This is a genomic window from Synechococcus sp. N5 (genome assembly GCF_900473925.1).
GTDB lineage: Bacteria > Cyanobacteriota > Cyanobacteriia > PCC-6307 > Cyanobiaceae > Parasynechococcus.
Genome location: NZ_UCNI01000001.1, coordinates 631,674 through 650,370, shown reverse-complemented (window position 1 = coordinate 650,370; position 18,697 = coordinate 631,674). Strand labels below are relative to the sequence as shown.

The 18,697-nt window shown below is 61.0% G+C and carries 31 protein-coding genes; 15 read left to right on the top strand and 16 right to left on the bottom strand.

Annotation, left to right across the window (positions count from 1 at the left end):
• Positions 1–1,365 carry a 1-acyl-sn-glycerol-3-phosphate acyltransferase gene (locus DXY03_RS03730; RefSeq protein WP_115009150.1) on the bottom strand — a complete coding sequence of 455 codons (1,365 nt, stop codon included), beginning with the start codon at positions 1,363–1,365 and terminating at the stop codon, positions 1–3.
• Between the two features lie 32 nt (positions 1,366–1,397).
• Here DXY03_RS03730 and DXY03_RS03725 point away from each other — a divergent pair, with 32 nt between their 5' ends.
• Positions 1,398–2,222, top strand: coding sequence for a metal ABC transporter permease (locus DXY03_RS03725; RefSeq protein WP_011364450.1), 825 nt, complete (start codon positions 1,398–1,400; stop codon positions 2,220–2,222).
• A 24-nt stretch (positions 2,223–2,246) separates the two neighbouring features.
• On the opposite strand, the gene DXY03_RS12110 is transcribed toward DXY03_RS03725, so the two are convergent.
• Genes DXY03_RS12110 through DXY03_RS03705 form a run of 5 tightly spaced genes read right to left on the bottom strand, consistent with a single transcriptional unit; the run spans position 2,247 to position 4,375 of the window.
• The gene (locus DXY03_RS12110) at positions 2,247–2,402 is read right to left on the bottom strand and encodes a hypothetical protein (protein ID WP_170950613.1); all 156 of its coding nucleotides are present in this window, start codon (positions 2,400–2,402) and stop codon (positions 2,247–2,249) included.
• Positions 2,403–2,415: 13 nt separating this feature from the next.
• On the bottom strand, positions 2,416–2,616 hold the full coding sequence (locus DXY03_RS03720) for a hypothetical protein (RefSeq protein WP_006851769.1): 201 nt from the start codon (positions 2,614–2,616) through the stop codon (positions 2,416–2,418).
• 55 nt (positions 2,617–2,671) lie between these two features.
• Positions 2,672–3,460: an ABC transporter ATP-binding protein gene (locus DXY03_RS03715; RefSeq protein ID WP_115009149.1), complete on the bottom strand. Its 789-nt coding sequence runs from the start codon at positions 3,458–3,460 to the stop codon at positions 2,672–2,674.
• Positions 3,450–3,881, bottom strand: coding sequence for an NUDIX hydrolase (locus DXY03_RS03710; RefSeq protein ID WP_115009148.1), 432 nt, complete (start codon positions 3,879–3,881; stop codon positions 3,450–3,452). The genes DXY03_RS03715 and DXY03_RS03710 overlap by 11 nt, the downstream gene beginning before the upstream one ends.
• Positions 3,878–4,375 carry a hypothetical protein gene (locus tag DXY03_RS03705; RefSeq protein WP_115009285.1) on the bottom strand — a complete coding sequence of 166 codons (498 nt, stop codon included), beginning with the start codon at positions 4,373–4,375 and terminating at the stop codon, positions 3,878–3,880. The genes DXY03_RS03710 and DXY03_RS03705 overlap by 4 nt, the downstream gene beginning before the upstream one ends.
• Positions 4,376–4,413: 38 nt before the next feature.
• On the opposite strand from DXY03_RS03705, the gene DXY03_RS03700 reads away from it, so the two are divergent.
• On the top strand, positions 4,414–4,605 hold the full coding sequence (locus DXY03_RS03700) for a hypothetical protein (RefSeq protein WP_115009147.1): 192 nt from the start codon (positions 4,414–4,416) through the stop codon (positions 4,603–4,605).
• On the opposite strand, the gene DXY03_RS03695 is transcribed toward DXY03_RS03700, so the two are convergent.
• The gene (locus tag DXY03_RS03695; protein ID WP_114989374.1) at positions 4,589–4,774 is read right to left on the bottom strand and encodes a hypothetical protein; all 186 of its coding nucleotides are present in this window, start codon (positions 4,772–4,774) and stop codon (positions 4,589–4,591) included. The genes DXY03_RS03700 and DXY03_RS03695 overlap by 17 nt on opposite strands.
• A gap of 65 nt (positions 4,775–4,839) precedes the next feature.
• Here DXY03_RS03695 and DXY03_RS03690 point away from each other — a divergent pair, with 65 nt between their 5' ends.
• From DXY03_RS03690 to DXY03_RS03665, 6 genes are all read left to right on the top strand, one after another.
• Positions 4,840–5,334 carry a hypothetical protein gene (locus DXY03_RS03690; protein ID WP_244272245.1) on the top strand — a complete coding sequence of 165 codons (495 nt, stop codon included), beginning with the start codon at positions 4,840–4,842 and terminating at the stop codon, positions 5,332–5,334.
• On the top strand, positions 5,331–5,552 hold the full coding sequence (locus DXY03_RS03685) for a chlorophyll a/b-binding protein (protein WP_115009146.1): 222 nt from the start codon (positions 5,331–5,333) through the stop codon (positions 5,550–5,552). Before DXY03_RS03690 ends, DXY03_RS03685 begins: the two co-directional genes overlap by 4 nt.
• 3 nt (positions 5,553–5,555) lie before the next feature.
• A complete protein-coding gene (locus DXY03_RS03680; RefSeq protein WP_115009145.1) occupies positions 5,556–6,212 on the top strand; it encodes a methyltransferase domain-containing protein in 657 nt (218 codons plus the stop codon).
• Positions 6,213–6,290: 78 nt separating this feature from the next.
• Positions 6,291–6,473, top strand: a complete 183-nt coding sequence (locus DXY03_RS03675) for a hypothetical protein (protein ID WP_006851627.1) — start codon at positions 6,291–6,293, stop codon at positions 6,471–6,473.
• The gene (locus DXY03_RS03670; RefSeq protein WP_115009144.1) at positions 6,455–7,177 is read left to right on the top strand and encodes an esterase; all 723 of its coding nucleotides are present in this window, start codon (positions 6,455–6,457) and stop codon (positions 7,175–7,177) included. The genes DXY03_RS03675 and DXY03_RS03670 overlap by 19 nt, the downstream gene beginning before the upstream one ends.
• Positions 7,178–7,195: 18 nt before the next feature.
• On the top strand, positions 7,196–7,540 hold the full coding sequence (locus DXY03_RS03665; protein ID WP_115009143.1) for a molecular chaperone DnaJ: 345 nt from the start codon (positions 7,196–7,198) through the stop codon (positions 7,538–7,540).
• A gap of 25 nt (positions 7,541–7,565) precedes the next feature.
• Here DXY03_RS03665 and DXY03_RS12720 read toward each other — a convergent pair whose 3' ends face one another.
• Positions 7,566–7,688, bottom strand: coding sequence for a hypothetical protein (locus DXY03_RS12720; RefSeq protein WP_006849913.1), 123 nt, complete (start codon positions 7,686–7,688; stop codon positions 7,566–7,568).
• A 611-nt stretch (positions 7,689–8,299) separates the two neighbouring features.
• Here DXY03_RS12720 and DXY03_RS12465 point away from each other — a divergent pair.
• Positions 8,300–8,449, top strand: a complete 150-nt coding sequence (locus DXY03_RS12465; protein ID WP_186510432.1) for a hypothetical protein — start codon at positions 8,300–8,302, stop codon at positions 8,447–8,449.
• Between the two features lies 1 nt (position 8,450).
• Here DXY03_RS12465 and DXY03_RS03650 read toward each other — a convergent pair whose 3' ends face one another.
• On the bottom strand, positions 8,451–8,705 hold the full coding sequence (locus tag DXY03_RS03650; RefSeq protein WP_115009141.1) for a hypothetical protein: 255 nt from the start codon (positions 8,703–8,705) through the stop codon (positions 8,451–8,453).
• A 247-nt stretch (positions 8,706–8,952) separates the two neighbouring features.
• Between DXY03_RS03650 and DXY03_RS12105 the strand changes: the two genes are divergently transcribed.
• A complete protein-coding gene (locus tag DXY03_RS12105) occupies positions 8,953–9,093 on the top strand; it encodes a hypothetical protein (protein ID WP_170951955.1) in 141 nt (46 codons plus the stop codon).
• A 229-nt stretch (positions 9,094–9,322) separates the two neighbouring features.
• Here the strand turns inward: DXY03_RS12105 and DXY03_RS03645 are convergent, their stop codons facing one another.
• The 3 genes from DXY03_RS03645 to DXY03_RS03635 are packed head-to-tail and all read right to left on the bottom strand — an operon-like array spanning position 9,323 to position 10,489.
• Positions 9,323–9,868, bottom strand: coding sequence for a DUF1543 domain-containing protein (locus DXY03_RS03645; protein WP_115009140.1), 546 nt, complete (start codon positions 9,866–9,868; stop codon positions 9,323–9,325).
• On the bottom strand, positions 9,865–10,263 hold the full coding sequence (locus DXY03_RS03640) for a hypothetical protein (RefSeq protein ID WP_115009139.1): 399 nt from the start codon (positions 10,261–10,263) through the stop codon (positions 9,865–9,867). The genes DXY03_RS03645 and DXY03_RS03640 overlap by 4 nt, the downstream gene beginning before the upstream one ends.
• 25 nt (positions 10,264–10,288) lie before the next feature.
• Positions 10,289–10,489, bottom strand: coding sequence for a hypothetical protein (locus DXY03_RS03635; protein ID WP_244272243.1), 201 nt, complete (start codon positions 10,487–10,489; stop codon positions 10,289–10,291).
• A gap of 156 nt (positions 10,490–10,645) precedes the next feature.
• Here DXY03_RS03635 and DXY03_RS12460 point away from each other — a divergent pair, with 156 nt between their 5' ends.
• The gene (locus DXY03_RS12460) at positions 10,646–10,804 is read left to right on the top strand and encodes a hypothetical protein (protein WP_186497711.1); all 159 of its coding nucleotides are present in this window, start codon (positions 10,646–10,648) and stop codon (positions 10,802–10,804) included.
• A 2-nt stretch (positions 10,805–10,806) separates the two neighbouring features.
• Here the strand turns inward: DXY03_RS12460 and DXY03_RS12580 are convergent, their stop codons facing one another.
• On the bottom strand, positions 10,807–11,244 hold the full coding sequence (locus tag DXY03_RS12580; RefSeq protein ID WP_244272241.1) for a hypothetical protein: 438 nt from the start codon (positions 11,242–11,244) through the stop codon (positions 10,807–10,809).
• Positions 11,245–11,251: 7 nt separating this feature from the next.
• Here DXY03_RS12580 and DXY03_RS12455 point away from each other — a divergent pair, with 7 nt between their 5' ends.
• The 3 genes from DXY03_RS12455 to DXY03_RS03615 all read left to right on the top strand — a co-directional run bounded on the left by DXY03_RS12455 (position 11,252) and on the right by DXY03_RS03615 (position 12,995).
• Positions 11,252–11,494, top strand: a complete 243-nt coding sequence (locus tag DXY03_RS12455; RefSeq protein ID WP_244272239.1) for a hypothetical protein — start codon at positions 11,252–11,254, stop codon at positions 11,492–11,494.
• A 316-nt stretch (positions 11,495–11,810) separates the two neighbouring features.
• Positions 11,811–12,638, top strand: coding sequence for a PfkB family carbohydrate kinase (locus tag DXY03_RS03620; RefSeq protein ID WP_115009282.1), 828 nt, complete (start codon positions 11,811–11,813; stop codon positions 12,636–12,638).
• 60 nt (positions 12,639–12,698) lie between these two features.
• Positions 12,699–12,995 carry a hypothetical protein gene (locus DXY03_RS03615; protein WP_115009137.1) on the top strand — a complete coding sequence of 99 codons (297 nt, stop codon included), beginning with the start codon at positions 12,699–12,701 and terminating at the stop codon, positions 12,993–12,995.
• 119 nt (positions 12,996–13,114) lie between these two features.
• Here DXY03_RS03615 and DXY03_RS03610 read toward each other — a convergent pair whose 3' ends face one another.
• Both DXY03_RS03610 and DXY03_RS03605 read right to left on the bottom strand, forming a co-directional pair.
• Positions 13,115–15,616, bottom strand: coding sequence for a ligase-associated DNA damage response DEXH box helicase (locus tag DXY03_RS03610; RefSeq protein WP_115009136.1), 2,502 nt, complete (start codon positions 15,614–15,616; stop codon positions 13,115–13,117).
• A complete protein-coding gene (locus tag DXY03_RS03605; RefSeq protein ID WP_115009135.1) occupies positions 15,616–17,271 on the bottom strand; it encodes an ATP-dependent DNA ligase in 1,656 nt (551 codons plus the stop codon). Before DXY03_RS03605 ends, DXY03_RS03610 begins: the two co-directional genes overlap by 1 nt.
• A 119-nt stretch (positions 17,272–17,390) precedes the next feature.
• Between DXY03_RS03605 and DXY03_RS03600 the strand changes: the two genes are divergently transcribed.
• Positions 17,391–17,651: a hypothetical protein gene (locus DXY03_RS03600; RefSeq protein ID WP_115009134.1), complete on the top strand. Its 261-nt coding sequence runs from the start codon at positions 17,391–17,393 to the stop codon at positions 17,649–17,651.
• On the opposite strand, the gene DXY03_RS03595 is transcribed toward DXY03_RS03600, so the two are convergent.
• Positions 17,648–18,634: a ligase-associated DNA damage response exonuclease gene (locus tag DXY03_RS03595; protein WP_115009133.1), complete on the bottom strand. Its 987-nt coding sequence runs from the start codon at positions 18,632–18,634 to the stop codon at positions 17,648–17,650. The two genes, DXY03_RS03600 and DXY03_RS03595, sit on opposite strands and share 4 nt — an antisense overlap.
• Between the last annotated feature and the right edge of the window lie 63 nt (positions 18,635–18,697).

Here is an 18,697-nt window from a genome sequence, read left to right as displayed (position 1 = left end):
TCAGAGCTCTCCCGCGTCCGTCGTCATGGTCCGAGAGGCGTCGGGCATCAGGGCAACGAGAGCCTGCTCCAGGTCTTGCATGAACACCTGCATCGCCTCGCGACGGTTGCTGCGGTACTGATTCAGGCGAGGCCGCACGGGCAAGGCTCGTCCGAGTTGCACCTCCACCCGTTGTGGGCCGAGGCTGGGCTGACCCTTCCAGGGCTTGTCTTCGATCCAGCCGATTGCTTCCTCCACCAGCAGCAACATCTCGGCAAAGCGGTCAAAGTCGGTTCGATCACTGATGTAATGACCACTCACGCTGGTGAAATGCTCCACCAGTCGCATGCGGGTGAGTTGGAGGTCGGCTTCCCGTGCCTCCCAGTCCGCCAGGCTCCTCTCCAGTGGCGGGAGCTGATCAACACCTTCCCTGTAGATCCGATCCCAGGCGGCCTGCTCGATCCGGCGGCAGCGCTCCTGAAGATTGCCAACAGCACGCAGGCCGAAATGGGTCTCGGCTTTGGCCAGGCCATGCCGGCGGTAGGCATCAATCCGTTCGCTGAAGGTCTGAGCTGGATCGGGCTTCAGCCGTTCGAGCTGCTCAAGAGCTTTGAGCAGATTCATGCCGATCTGGATCAGCCGGTCGCGGCTGGTGGTCTCTGAATTGTCCGAGCCGGCGTCGGGGGAGGGGATGCCGAGATGGCGTTCAAGGGACGCCAACCGCGCTCCGAGGGCGATCCAGTTGGGGTGCCTCCAGCTGTAGTGAATGCCGATGGGCAACACCTCCAGCGGCCGCTCGTCGTTGGCTTTCTCCAGATCGTCTGCGGCCCAGAACGCCAGCTGGGCCACCCCCGGCTCCAAGGGAGCCATCTCACCGGAGAGGTTGTTGGTGGCTCCTTCCGGTGCCACCACCAGCGGGTAGCGCCCCTGGGCCAGAGCCCCACGGGCCTGGGCCAGCGCTGGGCGATCCAAGCGGCCGCGATGAATGGCGATGCCGCCACTGCGTTGCAACAGCCAGCCGATCACCGGGCCAGCCCAGATCGGAATGCCGCGGTCGTAGAGAAACCGCAGCTGGATGGGTCGTGGCAGCTGCAGCTTGAGTCGCCGTGCTGCCTGGGGAATGCCGTTCCAGAACAGATCCGCCATCACCACCGGATCACGGGTGCTGGGGTGTCGAAAGGCGATCAGCAGATTGCAGCCCCCCGACTGCTGGGCTGCAAAGGCCTTGGCCAGGGCTTCTGCCGCATCACGATGGCTCAGCTCAAGGCCCTGACTGCGGAAGAGCAGGGGAAGCAGGCGGCTCACCACGGCCTGAACCATCCGGCTGGGACGGGTGGGCAGCCGGCGCAGTGCGGGACGAGCGTTCTGGGTGGAGGCGCGGGGCATCGAACCGACTGCAGCGCGCCCATACTGATCTGATGGAGCTTTTGCTGGAACCCCTCAGTCACGCCTTCATGGTGAAGGCGTTGATGATCAGTGCCCTGGTTGGGGGTGTTTGCGGGCTGTTGTCCTGCTTCATGACCCTGAAGGGATGGGCGTTGATGGGTGATGCCGTCTCCCATGCGGTCCTCCCTGGCGTGGTGGTTGCCTATGCCCTAGGCCTTCCCTTCTCCCTGGGGGCGTTCGTCTTCGGTGTGGGCTCCGTTGCCGCCATCGGCTTTGTGAAGCAGAAGTCGAGGGTGAAGGAAGACACCGTCATCGGGCTTGTCTTCACCGGTTTCTTCGCTCTGGGGCTCGTGCTCGTCTCCAAGACGCGCAGCAACATCGATCTCACCCACATCCTGTTCGGCAATGTTCTGGGGATCTCAGCGGGGGACGTGCAGCAGACCCTGGTGATTTCGGTGCTGGTGCTGGTGCTGCTGCTGCTGTTCCGGCGGGACCTGATGCTCTTCTGCTTTGATCCCACCCACGCCCGATCGATCGGGATCAACACCGGACTCCTGCACTACATGCTGTTGGGACTCCTCTCTCTGGCCGCCGTTGCCGGTCTGCAGACCGTGGGAATCATCCTGGTGGTGTCGATGCTCGTCACCCCCGGTGCCACGGCCTATCTGCTCACCGATCGGTTTGACCGGATGACGCTGCTGGCCGTCACCAGCAGCGTGCTCTCCAGTGTGCTGGGGGTGTTCATCAGCTACTGGACCGACAGCTCCACCGCCGGTTGCATAGTGCTGGCGCAAACCGCGCAATTCGTGCTCGCCTTCCTTCTTGCACCTGGGCAGGGGGTGCTGCGGCGTCTCTGACCAGTTGATGAGTGGATGAGTGGATCAGCGCTCGTCGTCGTCCCAGTCGTAGGTGTCGTTGAAGCGCTGAACGCCGGCTTCTCGAAAGTGAAAGTCCTTGGCGGAACGACCCTGATCAGATGCCGTTTGCTTGGAACCGTCCTGGTCCCACGGCTCGCGGTAATCAAGATCGTCCCGCATGTTCTGGAACGGCTCAGGAGGCTTCGCTGTCATCCCACTTGGCTTTGCCATCCAGCAGTTCGATCAGCTCCTGGAGTTTGCCCATGGTGACGCGCACATCGGCACCATCGGGCAGAACACCATCGGCCACCACGTTGTAGTGGTCACGGCACTGGTTGCGCAGCTCCTGCAGGCGCTTCTTGGTGATGGTCTTTTTCTGTTCTGCCGTTGCCATGGCGATTGCGTGGTCTGGCCCTCATCCCTAGCAGAGCAGGGTGCTGCCTACCGATCTACCCCGGAAGAACCTGGCGAAAGCCATGGGCTTCCACCACGTTGAGCGGGGTGTTGAACAGTTCACTCAGTTCGGCGGGCCGCAGCATCTCCCGTGGGCTTCCATCCCCAACAAGACGTCCCTCTGCCAGAAACAGCACCCGTTCCATCTCCGGAACGATCGTGTCCACCCGATGGGTGACCTGCACCACGGTGGTTCCCGCCTGGATCAAGCGCCGCAGGATCGCCAGCAACTGATGGCAGGCCTGGAGGTCGAGGGCACGGCTCGGCTCATCCAGCACCAGCACCTCGGGTTGGTGAACCAGGGCGCGAGCGATCAACAGGCGGCGCCGCTGTCCGTCCGACAGCTCTCCGCAGCAGCGTTCGCGGATGCCGTGGAGGTGCAGTTGATCGAGCAGATCCCGCGCCTGCTCCCATTGCCGCGCGCTGGGCTTCTGATCCCGGCCCAGCCGGGTGGCCCCAAAAAAATTGCTCACCACCGCCTCTTCAACAGCTGTTTTGGGATGAAGCCGCTGTTCCATGTCGCTCGACACCACCCCAAGGCGGCTGCGCAGCGCCCAGAGGTTCACCGTCTTGCTGCCAAACAACCGCAGATGAGCGTCAGGGCGAACGATGGGATACAGGCTGCGGTCGATCAGTTTCACCAGGCTGCTTTTGCCTGCGCCATTGGGCCCCAACACCGTTGTGGACTGCCGCAGTTTCAGTTGCAGGTTGAGCTTGTGCAGCACCGGCCGATCGCCCTGCCATGCCTCCACATTGCGGAGATCGAGCCAGGTTTCAGTGGTCATGGCCCTCCTGCAGCAACCGATCGATCACGATCGACAGGCGCGGAGCGACAGGCCGGAGCTCCTGCTGCCGCTCACTCCAGATGGCCTCACGCACCAGATCACTGAGGGGCAACAACTTCATCTCCTGGCCCTCCTTCAACTGCAGTTGGCTCACGGGCACGCTGAGCGTTCCGCGGAACACGTGGGCCACCCGGTTGCCGCTGTCATCGCTGAACCATGGTTCGAGCGGCACGCTGGGTGACCAATCGATCTCCTCCTGCAATTCGCGGTGCACGGCTTCGCTGGCTGTTTCTCCCGGATCGAGATGGCCGCCAAACAACCCCCAGTGGCCCGGATAAATGATCGAGTCGATGTCGTCCCGCAGTTGGAGCAGCCATCGGCCTTCCCGCTCGAGCATGGCCAGGGCGACGGCGGGCTTCATGACGCCTCCGGTGTCTTGCGGGACCACTGGGCCAGTCCACCGCCCCGCCCCCGCGCTGTGAGTGTTCTCTTCTGCTCGTTCAGTTCAATCAGGGCAAAGAAGGGCAAGCGTTGGGGTTCCGGTGACGGCAGGCTTCGCTGCAGCAGCACCTGATCGGACCAGCTCAGCTCCAACGACGTGAAGCTGAACATCAGCAGTGGTCTGGAACCCTTCAGCTGGGCCTGGCCGCTGAACCGCAACCGGAAACCGGCCAGGCAGACCTGATTCACGATGCTCAGGCCCTGGTCGCCGTGGCTCAAGGTCAGGCTGGCCTGCAGCCAACGCAGCAGCGTTGCGGTGCCGGGCGCCGGTGGATCCCCGCTGCGCGTCCAGGTCTGCTGCAACATCCAGCAGCCCGGCAGCTGCTCGATCTGAATGCCGCTGCCCTCACGGCGGCTCTGGTCTTCCCTCGCCAGAAGAGCTGCGGCAGGAGAACCAGGCAAGGCTGAGATCATGGGGCTCTGCAACACCCCCATCTTTTCTGAGTCGGCCCATGCAGCGCGACAAGCGCCGGACACCTCCCATAACGGACCTGCTTCTACGGGGACTGCGCATCGGGGCCAGCACCGTTGCCCTGGTGGAACTGCTGCGCAGTGATTGGCTCGGAGGGGGGCTCGCCAGCTTGGCCTGGCTGGTCTTCGTTCAGGTGGAGCGTCGCCGGGCGCCGCTCAAGCCTCCGTCCTGAGGATCGAATCGATGCAGTTCGGGTGCTGTCGGATATAGGCGTTGAACTCCATGGCCAGCAGACGGGCCTCAAAGGCATCGGTGGCGTAGAAGCAGGATTCCAGCTTTTCTCCGTTGGATGTCTTGTGTCGGACGGTGTAGGCAGCCCGTCCCTGAGCAATGCTGGCCATGGACTGATGAAGCAGTGGTTTCAAGCTGGCACTCCTGCCCTGAGGAATTCCATAACCATTCATTCATGTTTGCGTTTCAACGCTTCGTAAAGCTGTTTGAAGCGACCGACAGTCCGTCTCACCTCTCTGCCCGCATCCCGCTGCCCATGGCCTTCCCTGCTCTGGCCTTCAACGTTGCTCTCGCGTCATTCTTGTCCCTGATCGCAGGGCCTGTTCAGGCGGAATGGCAGCCGATGCAGGAGCCGGCGGTTTGGCAATCCCGTCGCGGCGATCTGCTGCCGGGCGACGGCTGGATCTTCATGGAAGCCCTCGACACCCCCGCGATCAAGGCGGCTGAATACATCCGGGCCCCCCAGAGCGTGGACGGTTCCGTTGAGGTGGAAGCAGGCCTGCTGATTCAGCGCGCTGGCCAGGACCGGTGGACCCAACGGGTTCTGCCGATGCGTGCCAACTGTGCCAAAGGGCAGCTTGAGCAACTCCAGGCCGATGGTGCCTGGACCGTCTACCCCGGTCGCGATGGAACCGTGGTTAAGGTCCGCTGGATCTGCGCATTGCGATGAGTCGGCCTGCTTTTCGTTACGAGGAACCGGAACGCTTCGGAGAGTCGCTCACCACAGCACGCCCCTGGAACCGGTCTGCCCTGACCGATGTGGAGCGGCTCAATGGCCGGGTGGCCATGCTCGGTTTCTTGGCTGCTGTGGTGCTTGAAAAGGCCACAGGCTTGGGAATCGCGGGCCAGCTTGGTGCAGCTCTGCGCTGGTACCTGCAGCTGGGTTGATTGATGACGGTTGTTCCTGTTCTGAAGGACTCCCAACGCTTCAAGTTGGATGCCACCGACGACGCGATCTTCTACAGCGAGCCGCGTTTCGTTCACCATCTGGATGCGGGTTTTCGTGCTCGGCTGACCGCCCTCTACCGCGAGCGCATTCCTCCTTGTGCTCAGGTGCTGGATCTGATGAGCAGTTGGGTGAGCCACCTGCCTGACGACGTCAGTTACGACAACGTCATCGGCCATGGCCTCAATGCTGAGGAGCTGAGTGCCAACCCCCGATTGGATCGGCACTGGGTTCAGAACTTCAACCGCGACCAAACCCTTCCGGTTGAGGATGCATCGATCGATGCCACCTTGATCGTGGCCGGTTGGCAGTACCTGCAACAGCCCGAGCCGATCGCCGCTGAGCTATGGCGGATCACCCGCCCCCGGGGCCAGGTGATCGTGGCGTTTTCCAATCGAATGTTCTTCACCAAGGCTCCCCAGGTCTGGACCGACGGTGATGACGGTGATCACCTGCGTTACGTCGCTGAGGTGTTGATGGCCCAGGGCTGGCCCCAGCCGGAGATCGTTGCCGAAGACACCCGCGCCGAGGGTGTGATGGGCTTGTTCGGCGGTAAGGGAGATCCTTTCTTTGCCGTCGTGGCCGAGAAACCTCTCTACTGATTCCTCGACTTTCCTTTGCCTTGCAGGGATGGACGTTGTTCTGAGTTGCGGCAGCGTGAGGCGAGAACCAGGATCTCCATGAGCTTCACCCTTCCGGGTCTTCTCCTCTGGCGCTTCAGGATCGTGTTGATCGGTCAGCAGGTGGTTCTTGAGGCTTCGTCTGAGGATCAGCAGCTGAGCACGGTTCTTGAACCTGGTGGAAGCCGCATTCGGCGTGGCTACGACCTGATCAAGGCTCCGCAATGTGCGTTGATCCGGTGAGCAGCACGTCTCGCCTCACCCAGCCCGTCGTCATCTTCGGTGGCTTTCTGATCACGCAGGAGGCCTATCGCCCCCTCGCTGATTGGATTGATCAGACCGCCGGTGCTGCGGTGCGCATCGTGCCTGCGTCTAAATTGGATTGGCTGGCCACCAGCTGGGGCTTCGGTTGGCGTCTCCTGCTTGATCGCGTTGATGCCGCTGTGCGCGAGCTTCAAAGCCATTCGCCTACAGGGCGCGTCACGTTGATTGGTCACAGCTCCGGCGGGGTGATGTTGCGGCCCTATCTGGCTGATCAGACCTTTCTGGGACGCCGTTACAACGGTGCAGCCCGGTGCAATCGCCTGATCACACTCGGTAGTCCCCATCAGGCCCTGCGTGCCACCCCATTGCGGGCTCGCGTGGATCGTGAGTTTCCGGGTTGCCCTGAAGCTGATCGGGTGGACTACGTCGCGGTTGCGGGTCGGCTTGATCCGCTGGGAGCGAATGCATCCAATTTTTCGCGCCGCAGCGCTGCCCGCAGCTATCGCCAGATCATGGGCGACCCGGATCTGCAGGGGGACGGACTGGTTCCCCTTCCATCAGCCCTGCTGCGGGATGCCCGTTCGATTGAGCTGGCTGATACGGCCCACGGCGGATTGTTCGGCCAAAGCTGGTACGGATCCACCGATCGCATCGAGCGCTGGTGGTCGCAGCTCGGAGACTGAACCAGTCGATCAGGCATTGTGGCCTGCTTCGGCGATCAGCTTGTGCAGGAAACGAAAGGGTTTGGGGGTCAGGCCAGGTCGGCCAAACGCAAATCCAGCAAGAAGCGCAAGCCGGGAACGTCAAACCATCGCCGCGATCAATGCCCGATGGGGCGCGACCCCGGCCTCGAGGCGATTCAGGCCAGACAGTGCCTCGGCCTGCCGCTTACTGGGCGATTAACTGTTGCCCAGGTGAAGCGGGCTCACAAGCTTCTGGCTGTTCAACACCATCCCGACAAAGGGGGCGACCCTGCGGTGATGACACGGTTCAACACCGCCCGCGATGTTCTGCTTGAGCCCGAGATGGAGATGCTTGCTGCCTGACGCCCTTGACTTGCGTTCAAGTGGGTTAGCTGCCGCTGCTGCGGCCCAGCACCAGCCAGGTGATCAGCATCAAGCCACTCAGGCTGACCACGGTGTAGATCCAATCGGCGTATGGCGTCCAGAACAGTCCCGCAACTGGGGCTGTCATCGGTCCCAGACCAGCAGGAGCACCACAAACAAGGCCCCGAACACGAGGAAGGGTGTGAGCAGCGTCAGCAGAGTCTGTGTTTCGATCGTTCCGGTTGCAGCAAGCGGATCATCCGGTGGTCTGTTTTGATCTGTCAAATCTCCGTTATTCACTGAGATTGAGGTCAGAGCTCGCGGCCAATCAACCTTCATCGGGATCGAGCAGTGGGATGAACAACCGTCAGCGTCAAATTCTTGTTGCTTTTTCGGCCTCGATGGGGCTTGGCTTGCTTGGCGGGTTGGCGTTCAACGTCACGTCCCAATTGATCCGGCCCGGCAGGATTGAATTGGGCCCGGCATCGCCGGGAGGGCCTGGCCGAGCTCCTGCGTTGCCTGAGCAGAACACAGGCTCATCCGATCCGAGCTGTGTTGTTCCTCCTGGAGGTGGTCCGCCTGTCACGACGAATTTCCAGCCCTGTTGATTGCATTGCAAGGACGGGTTTTATGGCCAAAGTTTCAAAAGAAAAGATAAAAAAGTGCTCTCGCGATACCCAGAATTGTTTCGGTTGTTCGCTCCGATACCGAAATTGAAGGCCGGCTGAGGTGATTGTTTGGTTCTCTTCCAGTCCATGCATGAACAGTGATCAGCGTCTCAGTTATCTCCACTTGATGAACAAAGCTGCTGAATCAGAAGACAGACAGAGCTATTTCTATTACCTCAAGCTGGCTGAACAAACCCTGCAACGCCAGGATCCCGAGGTGATCTGGAAGCCTGCAGGTTGATTCAGCGAATCATGTTGGCCTTGAAAAAACCAAATCCAAGGCCAAAGGATGAGGATTGATCGCGATGCAGCGTGACTGAAACATCGAAATCGAGAAGATCGGACTGTTCGATGTCTTCACGCTTCAAGTTGTGAGCGTTCTTCGCTTCGAAGCCATCGATGATTTCATCGCGATTTCTTTCCAGGTAATCCACCACCTGCTTCAGCACATGGTCACGCCAGGCCTCGCAGGCGTCTTTGCTGATTCGATCAGACATGGTGGATGACGCGGTGTCTAGAGATGGAACCCGTGCCCAAGGTTGACGCGGGTGCCGTGGTGATGCGGGTGAACCGGAACCATCCAAGGCGTTGGGGTGACGATGACGCGCCGGGGCATTGGTGAAACCATGGGGCCGTACAGCGGGGAATAGCTGCGGTAGTGCCTTCGGTAGTGGGGGCGGTAACTGTTTTCGATGGCCTTTCTGTAGCCATGCTTGTAGCCCCTGTTGTAAGCCTTCTTTTTTTGTGTTTGCGGGAGTGGTGGTGATGGTGGTGATGAGCGCTATGGGCTTCCACCGCAGGACTCAGGCCGACACCGGTGATGACCACCACGAACGCAGTGATGCCAAGACGTTGAACAAGCGACATGGGGCGTCGATGGACTGATGAGAACGTATTCCGGCTCTGCCTGCTGAACGTGACAGCACCTCGGTCAGATGTGACTGGATGCGTCTTGAGGTCGTGATCCCCTATTCGGCGTCTGTGCGTTGTTCGAGCACGAAACGCAGGGCCCACAGTCCGGCGTAGGAGCCCGTCAGCACGAGGAGGATCAGGATCAGCACGACACATCCTCAACGTGGTGGTTTGTTGTAGCTGAGCTGTGTTGGTTCTGTGGTCAGATCTTCCAGTAGCCGTACCAATCAGGATGGTCTGGGCCGTCGTCAACTTGGCCATCCGCGATCAGTTTCAAGTGCCACTGGCCATTGCCGTGAATCGGCAGCAGATCATCGAGCGCGCTGTCCATTTCGACAGGGTGAAGATCGTCCTTGTGCACCTGCTCCTGTCCGTTCAGCCAATGCTGCCGTGCCCGCGCCTTGGCGGAGGCTGAAGAGCGGGCCACGATCACCCCGAAGGCATGCTGTTCTGCCATCGAGGTGGGGTCATAGGCGCCAAGGTTGACGAACCACAGCTGCGGACCGTCAACACTGGATGGATCCTGCGCTCGCTCAACAACCTCAACGCGATAGCCATCGACATGGTCGATGCAGCGGTAGCTGTCGATGTGCAAGCCACGGCGGAGGCCGATCCATTCCTGCCGCAGCGCTGGCAGCGTTGCGTCGATGGTCTCGCCCACGACCCAGCGAACATCGTGCTGCTCCACATGGCAGCCCTTGCAACGGCCCCCCAGCACCACCAGGAACAGCTTCTTGGCGCTGCTCATCGCTGGGCCGGTGATGACGCGTCGGCATGGGCGACGACGGCACGGCAGTGGGCGATGAACTCCTCGCCGTTCCTCTCCCCTTTGGCTTCCTTGGTCTCCAGGCTGAGAATCTCAAAGGTCGCGGTGGTGCTGCTGCTCACCGGGGAGACGGTCGGACTGCGGTTTCCATCATGAAGGCGATTGTCCAAAGGCAGTCCGTCGTAGGGATCGGTGCCGTCACAACGCTGAAAGGCTGCATGGATGGCATCGATGGCCTCCCTCACCTGATATCTCGCCCCTCGCTTTCTGGCGCGCTTGGTGATTGTCACCGCCATGCGGTTCAGCAGCCGCTTGTAGCTGTCGGGGTCGATGTCCAGCCAGCTGGGGGGCGTGACCGACAACGGATTGCGTTCCATGCACCCCTTCGGTGGCTCCAGGTGTTCAGACTTTTTCGAGCCAGGCCAAGAACAACCGGCGGATTTCCTCTTCGTTGGTCACCCGTTCGCTCAGAGATGCCGTGACTGCGTCGGGGTGATCACGCTGCACGATCTGCTCAGCCTCGTAGGCATCCGCCGCTTCGACAGGCTTGAAGCCAGCGTCAACGGCCGCTGGAGCGCAATAGAAGACGGGGTAACGACTCATCGGGTTGCTGCAACCTCCAACCGATAGCAACGATTCTGCGATCGAGGGAATGGCTGCGGGGCTCACCCCCACATCTGTTGAGTTCAGGCATCTTTCTTAAGTCCTGAGCCTCAACAGGTGCTGATCCATACCTTTGGTGGTTCTTGCTGAGGAACCGTGGCTTTTGATTCTGGAGATAAAACGGATCGCTTCATTGCCGCAGCCAAGACACGGGCGGAAGCTGCATTGAACGAGCCAGCACCAAAACTGACGGCCTTGGAGAAGGGAATGTTGGAGTCGCTGCGACGGGGTGGAAGGCCCGTGCGTCATGGCTGAGCTCAGCGCATGAGCAGCCAAACGGCCAAAGCACCGCAACCAAACCCCTTGATGAACTGGGCCCAGGTGAGCCCGTAGGTATCGAGGGAAAGCATTCTCATCATCAGATTCAGAACCTCTTTGTGTTTCCGAATCAAGGGTGAGCTGTTGGCCGTGTTCAGTTGCGGAATCTGTTTGAGTTTGATCTCCCCGAGCTTGGCCAACGTTGCTGGTTGCGTGTGCTGCTGGAGCTTAAGGCGCGCCTGTTGGTCCGAAACGAACAAACCTGTCTTGGGCTGCTGTTCCTCGGGTGACACGTTGCTAGGCAGTGGAAGCTCCTCCAATTGATTCATCTTGAAAAGAGTCGTCAGTCTGTCGACGGGATTCCTGGTGAGTGCACTGCTGGTGTCCCCCGCTTTTGCCCAAAAAGTTTCGAAAGAAAACGTCCGTGCGCTGAACACCGCCAGGATGCAAGCTGAGTCCATCAACGGCGGACTCAACAACTACAGAGCTTCGAAATGCATGTACGCCACCGGTAAGGGAGGTTGCAACTGCTTGAAGAATGCAAGCGATGGCTACCTGTTCGTGTTTGATGGCGGCTCTCCAGGCTGGCAAGAGGCTGGTGGTCAACCCACTGTTGAAACTAAAATTCTCGTCTCTCGAGATGGAGCTTCGATTGTTGATGTTGTCTACAATGGTTCACCGCGTTAATTGAAGAATCCTTCCAAGAATGTGGTTTGAACAGCCCCGCTGCTCAGGCGGGGCTTTTTTGTGGCTTGATTGAGCTCCATATCATTCGGGTATTAGAAGAACTGCAATCGGTCTAAATAATGAATCGACCGCAAGGTGTGAATCCCAGGAGTGCACAAGATGCTGTAAATACAGGGGTTCAACTCATCAAATACAGCAAGAGAAAAACTCATGCAAACGATAAATATCCGTCTGAGTGCCTCGTTCTCCATCCGCGCCAATTCTGTTGTTGAGCCGTTCCTGCAGAGAAGATGGGGCCCAGCAGCTTCAACGGCCCTTGTCTTCCGGCTCAGCCCTGCCGCCCCTGCGCTTGGCCGTTGTGGGTCATGTCGAATGGGTGGAATTTCTGGCGGTGGATCAGTTGCCCCGCCCCGGGGCCATTGGTCACGCCTTGCGAACTCGGCAGGAACCTGCTGGTGGTGGAGCCGTCGTTGCGGTGCAGATGGCACGGTTGCAGCAGCAACCCGTCCAGTTCTTTACGGCTTTAGGTCGCGATTCGGTCGGTGAAGCCTGCGTCAAGCGACTCGAGGATCTGGGCCTTGAGGTTCATGTCGCCTGGAGGGAGGTGCCAACCCGTCGTGGCGTGAGCATGGTTGATGGTGAGGGGGATCGGGCGATCACGGTGATCGGCGAGCGGCTGACCCCATCACTGGATGACGACCTTCCCTGGAACGCCCTTGGCGAATGCGATGGTCTGTTCGTCACGGCCGCTGATGCTCCTCTGTTGAAAGCCTGCCGTTCTGCTGCAGTTTTGGCGGCGACCCCGCGCGTTCGTTTGCCCGTGCTTCAGCAGGCCGGGGTGCCCCTCGATGCCTTGATCGGCAGTGGCCTTGATCCGGGTGAAAGGGTGGAGTCGGGGCAGTTGAACCCAGCGCCCCACTCAGTGATTTGCACGGAAGGTGCCGCAGGCGGGATTAGTCATCCAGGCGGTCGTTATGACCCATCACCCCTTCCGGGGCCCTTGGTCGAGAGCTATGGCTGCGGTGACAGCTTTGCGGCAGGCGTGGTCACGGGTCTTGCGGCGCGCTGGCCCCTGGCGGAGGCCATCGCTTTGGGTGCCCAGTGTGGTGCCGCCTGTGCGACGCGATTTGGGCCCTATGGATGAGAGCTCGCCACGCGCGATGGCTCTCAATATCGACAAAAATGCACTGAAACACCTGTTGTTATGGCGCCCACCAAAAGAGAGATCCTTGCCGCATCGGCAGGCTGGGTTGCCGTCACGTTGAACGTGGTTCCGGGCTTGGGTGCCGGCTACCTCTACCAGCGCCGCTGGAAGGCGTACTGGATCACGTCTGCTTTGGCGACGACCTGGTTCGTGCTGGGTGGAGTGCTGGGACAGGGGGCTGAGGCTGCAGAAGAAATCCAAAACCAATGGATTGGCTTGCTTGGGCTCGTTGCTTTCGCAGCTGGAACAGCAGTAGAGGCTGGGCTCGCAGTGAAGAAATCGCGTCAAGAGAACTGAGGCGGGTTGAGGCCAGAACACTCAGCTTCTGATCAGATCGACGTCAGGTTTTCCGGTCTCCTCGCCTGGGTATTACCGGCCACCGCGACACCCACTCTTGGTGAGGCTTGCAGTGATCGCTACCCCTCGCGCCTGATCGCCTCGTCCTTCATCCGTTGAACCCGCTCCAAAACGGATTCATTGCTCATCCTGTTGTTCAGCCGTTCCACCAACAGTGGAAAGGCCAATGGGCTGGGCCGCGGAGTTTCAACGTGCAGCCATTCCTGGCTTGCGGCGCGTTCCAAGGCCGCCTCCAGTCGTGAGATCTCCAACTGGTTATCGAGCACCTCCTGCTGCGCCTGCAGCAGCAAGCGGTTGTTCGGCTCATGGCGGCTGAACACATCGAACAGCAGCGATGCACTGATCTGAAGCTGACCGGTGCTTTTGCTCGATCCCGGGAATCCCCGGTTCATCAGGCCTGCGATCTGGGCGATGGCGCGGAAGCGTCGCCGTTGCAGCTCGGAAAGATTCAGTGCGTTCTTCAGATCCCGCTCCAGCTTTTGGCGATCGAGCAGCAGATCGATGTGGTCTTCCAGCAACTCCGCCATGGGGTAGCTCTTCGGTGCCAACAGCTCAAAGCCGTAGTCGTTCACCGACACCGTGATCGTGCCCCGCTCCAGACGGGTGAGCCGCGACGCCCAGAGGAAGCCGATGCCCTCATGCACGAACCGCCCTTCAAACGGGAAGGCATACAGATGTGTGCCTTCCCGGGTGCGACAGGTCTCAATCAGCAGCTGTCCCACCGTCGGCAACACCGAGATGTCCTGTTGCCGATCAAACAGAGGCTTCAGAGCCTGCAGTTCAGCGTTGTCGAAATCACCACGGCTGGCGCGGTCCACCTCCAGACGCAGGTGATGAGTTAGCAGATCGGAGAGGGCCATCTGCCCCCCAGCCCAGGCAGGCACCGTGCGCGTTTTCTTGGTGCTCACCTTCACGTAGGCGGTCATGTCGCGCAGCCGCACGAATTCCAGCTGGCGGCCGGAGAAGAAGAACACATCCTTCGGCTTCAGCTGGCTGATGAAGGTCTCCTCCACATGGCCGAGCACAGCACCACGAACAAAGCGCACGGTGATCGCCGGTGCGGCTGTGATCGTTCCAACGTTGAGACGGTGCAGCCGGGCGATGGCCTTTTCGCGAACCCGGTAGCGCTGGCTTGTCTCCTCCCACTCGAGCTTGCGGTAGCGGGGGTAGGCCCCGAGGCACTCTCCGCCCTGCTCCAGAAACAGCATGCACCAGTCCCAATCCTCCTGGCTCAGCTCGGCGTAGGCCGCACAGCTGCGCACGGCCTGCAAGGTCTGCTCCGGATGGAAGCCAGGGCCGCAGGCCAACCCTGTGAGGTGCTGCAGCAGCACATCCAGAGGGGCTTTCGGCGGCTTGCGTTGTTCCACCAGCCCCTCCGCCAGTCCCCGACGCACAGCACTGAGTTCGAGCAGCTCGAGCGCATTGGTGGGCATGAACAGCACCTGGGATGTTCCGCCGGGCAAGTGCGCTGACCGCCCCGCCCGCTGCAGCAGCCGCGCCAGATTCTTCGGGCTTCCGATCTGTACCACCTGTTCCACGGGTTGGAAGTCCACCCCGAGGTCCAGGGAGCTGGTGCACACCACCCAACGAATGCCGCCGGCCTTCACGGAGGCTTCGATCGCTTCCCGCTCGCTGCGATCAATGGCGCTGTGGTGCAGGGCCAATCCCTCCTCCATTTCCGGGCAGGCAAAGCGCAGACACTGGTGCCACCGCTCTGACTGATTGCGGGTGTTGGTGAACAGCAAGGTGCTGATGCCGGGATTGAGGCGTGCCACCAGCTCCTCGTACATCCGCAACCCGAGGTGTCCGGCCCAGGGAAAGCCATCGATCGTCTCCGGAAGGATGCTCTGAATCTCCGTGCTGCGAGCAGGAGCGCCCCCGATCAGCTGTGGCTCACTTGCCGTTCCCAGAGCATGGCGCGCTGCCTGCTCGAGGTTGCCGATGGTGGCACTGATGGCCCAGGTCTGGAGCTGGGGGCGCAGCTGACGCAACCAGCTCAGGCACAGCTCCGTCTGGCTGCCCCGTTTGCTGCCCATCAACTCGTGCCATTCATCGAGGATCACCGTTTCGAGTTGGCCAAACAGCTCATCGGCCTTGGCGTTGCTCAGCAGCAGGGCGAGGGACTCCGGAGTCGTCACCAGAATCTGTGGTGGTGCCTTGAGCTGTTTGGTGCGTTCGCTGCTGCTGCTGTCGCCATTGCGGATGCCCACCCGAATCGGCCAGCCCATCGCCTCGATCGGTTCGCGGATCGCCAGCGACAAGTCGCGGCTGAGGGCCCGCAAGGGCGTGATGTAGAGCAGTCGTATTCCCTTCAACGGCTCCTCCTCCGCCAACATCCGCGCGATCGGTCCCATCACGGCGGCGAAGGTTTTGCCAGACCCTGTGGGCACTTGGATCAAGCCATTCCGCCCCGCTAGATAGGCGCTCCAGGTCTCCTGCTGAAACGGCAGCGGTGTCCAGTTCCTTTGCGCGAACCAGTCATGAATCGGCTCCAAGCGAGGGTCGTCGGTTGATGGTTTGGCCTTGGCCTTCGCTTTTGCCTTCTTTTCTGAAGCTGCCATCAGCGGTTCTCGATCAATGCCATCGCGGTCTGGAGTGAATCCGCTTCATCGGCGGGTTTGTCGCGTCGCCAGCGCAGGATCCGCGGGAAACGCACGGCGATGCCGGATTTATGGCGTTTTGAGGGGTGGATGCCCTCAAAGCCGATTTCAAACACCAGCTCGGTTTTCAGGGACCGTGCCGGCCCGAAGCGCTGCAAGGTGTTGCGTCGGATCCAGCGGTCCAGCTCGAGGATTTCGGCATCGTTGAGGCCGGAATAGGCCTTGGCGAAGGTCACCAACTGCGGCTCTTCAGCGTTGGTCCAGAGGCCGAAGGTGTAGTCGGTGAAGAGGTTGGCGCGACGCCCACTGCCGGCCTGGGCATAGAGGAGCACCGCATCGAGGGTCATCGGCTCCAGCTTGTGTTTCCACCAGTTGCCCCGTTTGCGGCCGCTCAGGTAGGGCGATTCCGACTGTTTGATCATCAGCCCTTCGGCGTTGTGCTGACGGGCCTGGTTGCGCTGTGTCTCCAGGTCCTCCCAGGAGTCGATCGACCAGGACGGGCTCTGCTTCAGCCGCCACGACTCGGGATGCTCGATGCTGCCCAGCAGCACAGCCAGCTGCTGCTGGCGCTGCCGTAATCCCTGCTGGCGGATGTCGACGCCCTGATGTTCCAGCAGGTCGTAGGCGATGAACCGCATCGGGCAATCCCGTTTCAACGTTGCTCCAACGCTTTTGCGGCCCAGCCGTCGTTGCAGCTGATCAAAGCCAAGCGGCGCGGCGGCGTCCTGTTGCCAGCAGATCAGCTCGCCGTCCAGAACGCTGCCGGATGGCAAGGCCTTGGCCACCTCCACAAGCTCAGGGAAGCTCTCGTTGACCAGCTCTTCTCCACGGCTCCAGAGGTAGACGCCGGAGCCGCGATGAATCAGCTGACCGCGGATTCCATCCCATTTCCACTCCAGTTGCCAATCCCTCGCCGATGTCTCCAGCAGTCGATCGGGTTCCAGGGGACTGGCGAGATAGAAGGGGTAGGGGGTACCGCTGGAACGGTGTTCATCCGCCGTCGCGCAGGCAGTGAGTTGCCTGAAGCGCTCTGCGGAGGGCTCAAAGCCGCCCATCAGCCGTTGCACCACAAGGCTTTCTTCGAGATCAAACGCTTCGGCGATGGCCCGGCTGATCAGGCCTGTCGACACGCCGACACGGAATCCCCCTGTGAGCAACTTATTAACGATGAAGTGCTGGTCGAGCGGGGTTCGGTGCCAGAGCCAGATCACGGCATTGGCCTGATCGTCGTCGCTTCTGGTGCTGATGGCCGGCAGCAGGGTGTCCATCCACCAGCTCAGGGGCATGTCTCCATCACCGCTGGGCAGATCCGGATCGCTTGCTTCGACGCGCTCTTGCACGGCGGGCCAGAGCAGGCTGATGGTTTCAGCTGAGTCGCCCACCTGGCCGTAGCAGTCGTCGATCAGCCAATCCGGAAGACCACCGCGGTCCCGCAGGATGTCGCGGAGTCGGCGACCGGTGATCAGGCGCCTGCGGCGCTTGCCCAGCAGCAGCATCAACGCCCAGGCTGCCTCCCCTGCTTCGACCCCCTGAAAGTGATCCACCAGTGCTTGCACCTTGGCCTTGGTGCCCGTGACCTGATCCAACTGATTGAACAGGTTCTGAAAGGCACGCATGCGCGCTGGAACGGGATGTATGGAAAGCCCCGCCATCCTGACAAGACATTTTGTGAGCAGTGCTGGAAATCCGGCGGAGACCTGTGTTGATCTGAGCCACAGATTCCTGAATCAGCCGGATGGCACTCCTCTGGGACAACCTCGCGCAACAACTCAGCAGCGTGCGCGCTACCGCCTCAGCCACGGCCGTCGTCACCCCCGTGGCTAGCTCCGGCACATCGGATGATCCATCCGACCGTCGTCGTCGTCTTCAGAAGGCGCTCGAGGCCGTGAAAGACAGCGGCAACGCCATGATGATCGAATCGCTCACAGCCGCTATCGAAGGTCGCGAAGCAAACCTCAACCTCCCCGAGCTTCCGGACGGCATCGCCAAGTTCTAGTCCGACTCTCCTTCGAACAGGGTGTCCAGCGGTTCCGCATCCACACCCTCCACTTCCCGCAGGTAACGGGCCAGAACGTCACTCTGTCCATGGGTGACGTACACCTTGCGGGCGCCGCTGTCGCGAACGGTCTGGATCAGTCCAGGCCAGTCGGCATGATCACTGAGCACGAATCCCCGCTCGTAGCCCCGCCGTCGACGGGCTCCGCGCACCGCCATCCAGCCGGAGGCAAAGGCTGTTTGGGGTGACTTGAAGCGGCGCATCCAGCTGGAGCGATGGGCCGACGGTGGCGCCAGGATCAATCGTCCCTCGAGCGGATCCTTGCGGGGCAGTTCGCTGACGGGACGACTGGGGATCATCGGAACCCCTGCCTCGCGGTAGTGGCGGGTCACGGTTTCAACGGCGCCATGCAGCAGCACCTCCTCCTCCACGCCGATAGCCTTCAGTTCAGCCAGCAAGCGTTGGGCTTTGCCGAAGGCATAGCAGAACAGCAGGGATGGCCTGCTGCGATCACGGCTCCACCAGGCATGGATCTCCTTGGCCACCTGCTCGCCGCTTTGCCAGCGATAGATCGGCATTCCGAAGGTGGCTTCGGTGATCAACACATCGCAGCGCACTGGTTCGAAGGGGTCACAGCTGGGGTCGTCATCCCGTTTGTAATCCCCACTGACCACCCACACCTCACCCTCTGATTCCAGACGGATCTGCGCCGAACCGAGCACGTGTCCGGCGCTGTGAAACGACACCTTGCATTGCCCCAGCCAGTGTTCTTCGCCGTAGGCCACTGGGTGAAGGGTGATGTCCTTTCCGAGCCTCTGGCGCAGCACCCCTTCACTGGAGGCCACAGCCCAGTACTCCCCGCATCCGGGGCGGGCGTGGTCGGCATGGGCGTGGGTGATCAGGGCCCTGGGAACCGGACGCCATGGGTCGACCCAGGCCTTCGCGGCACGGCAATACAACCCCTCCGGTGTGCGTTCGATCAAGCTCCGCCACCGATCGCTGCAGACAGTCTGAAAGGCCCCATACCTTGAGCGCGTTCGACCCGC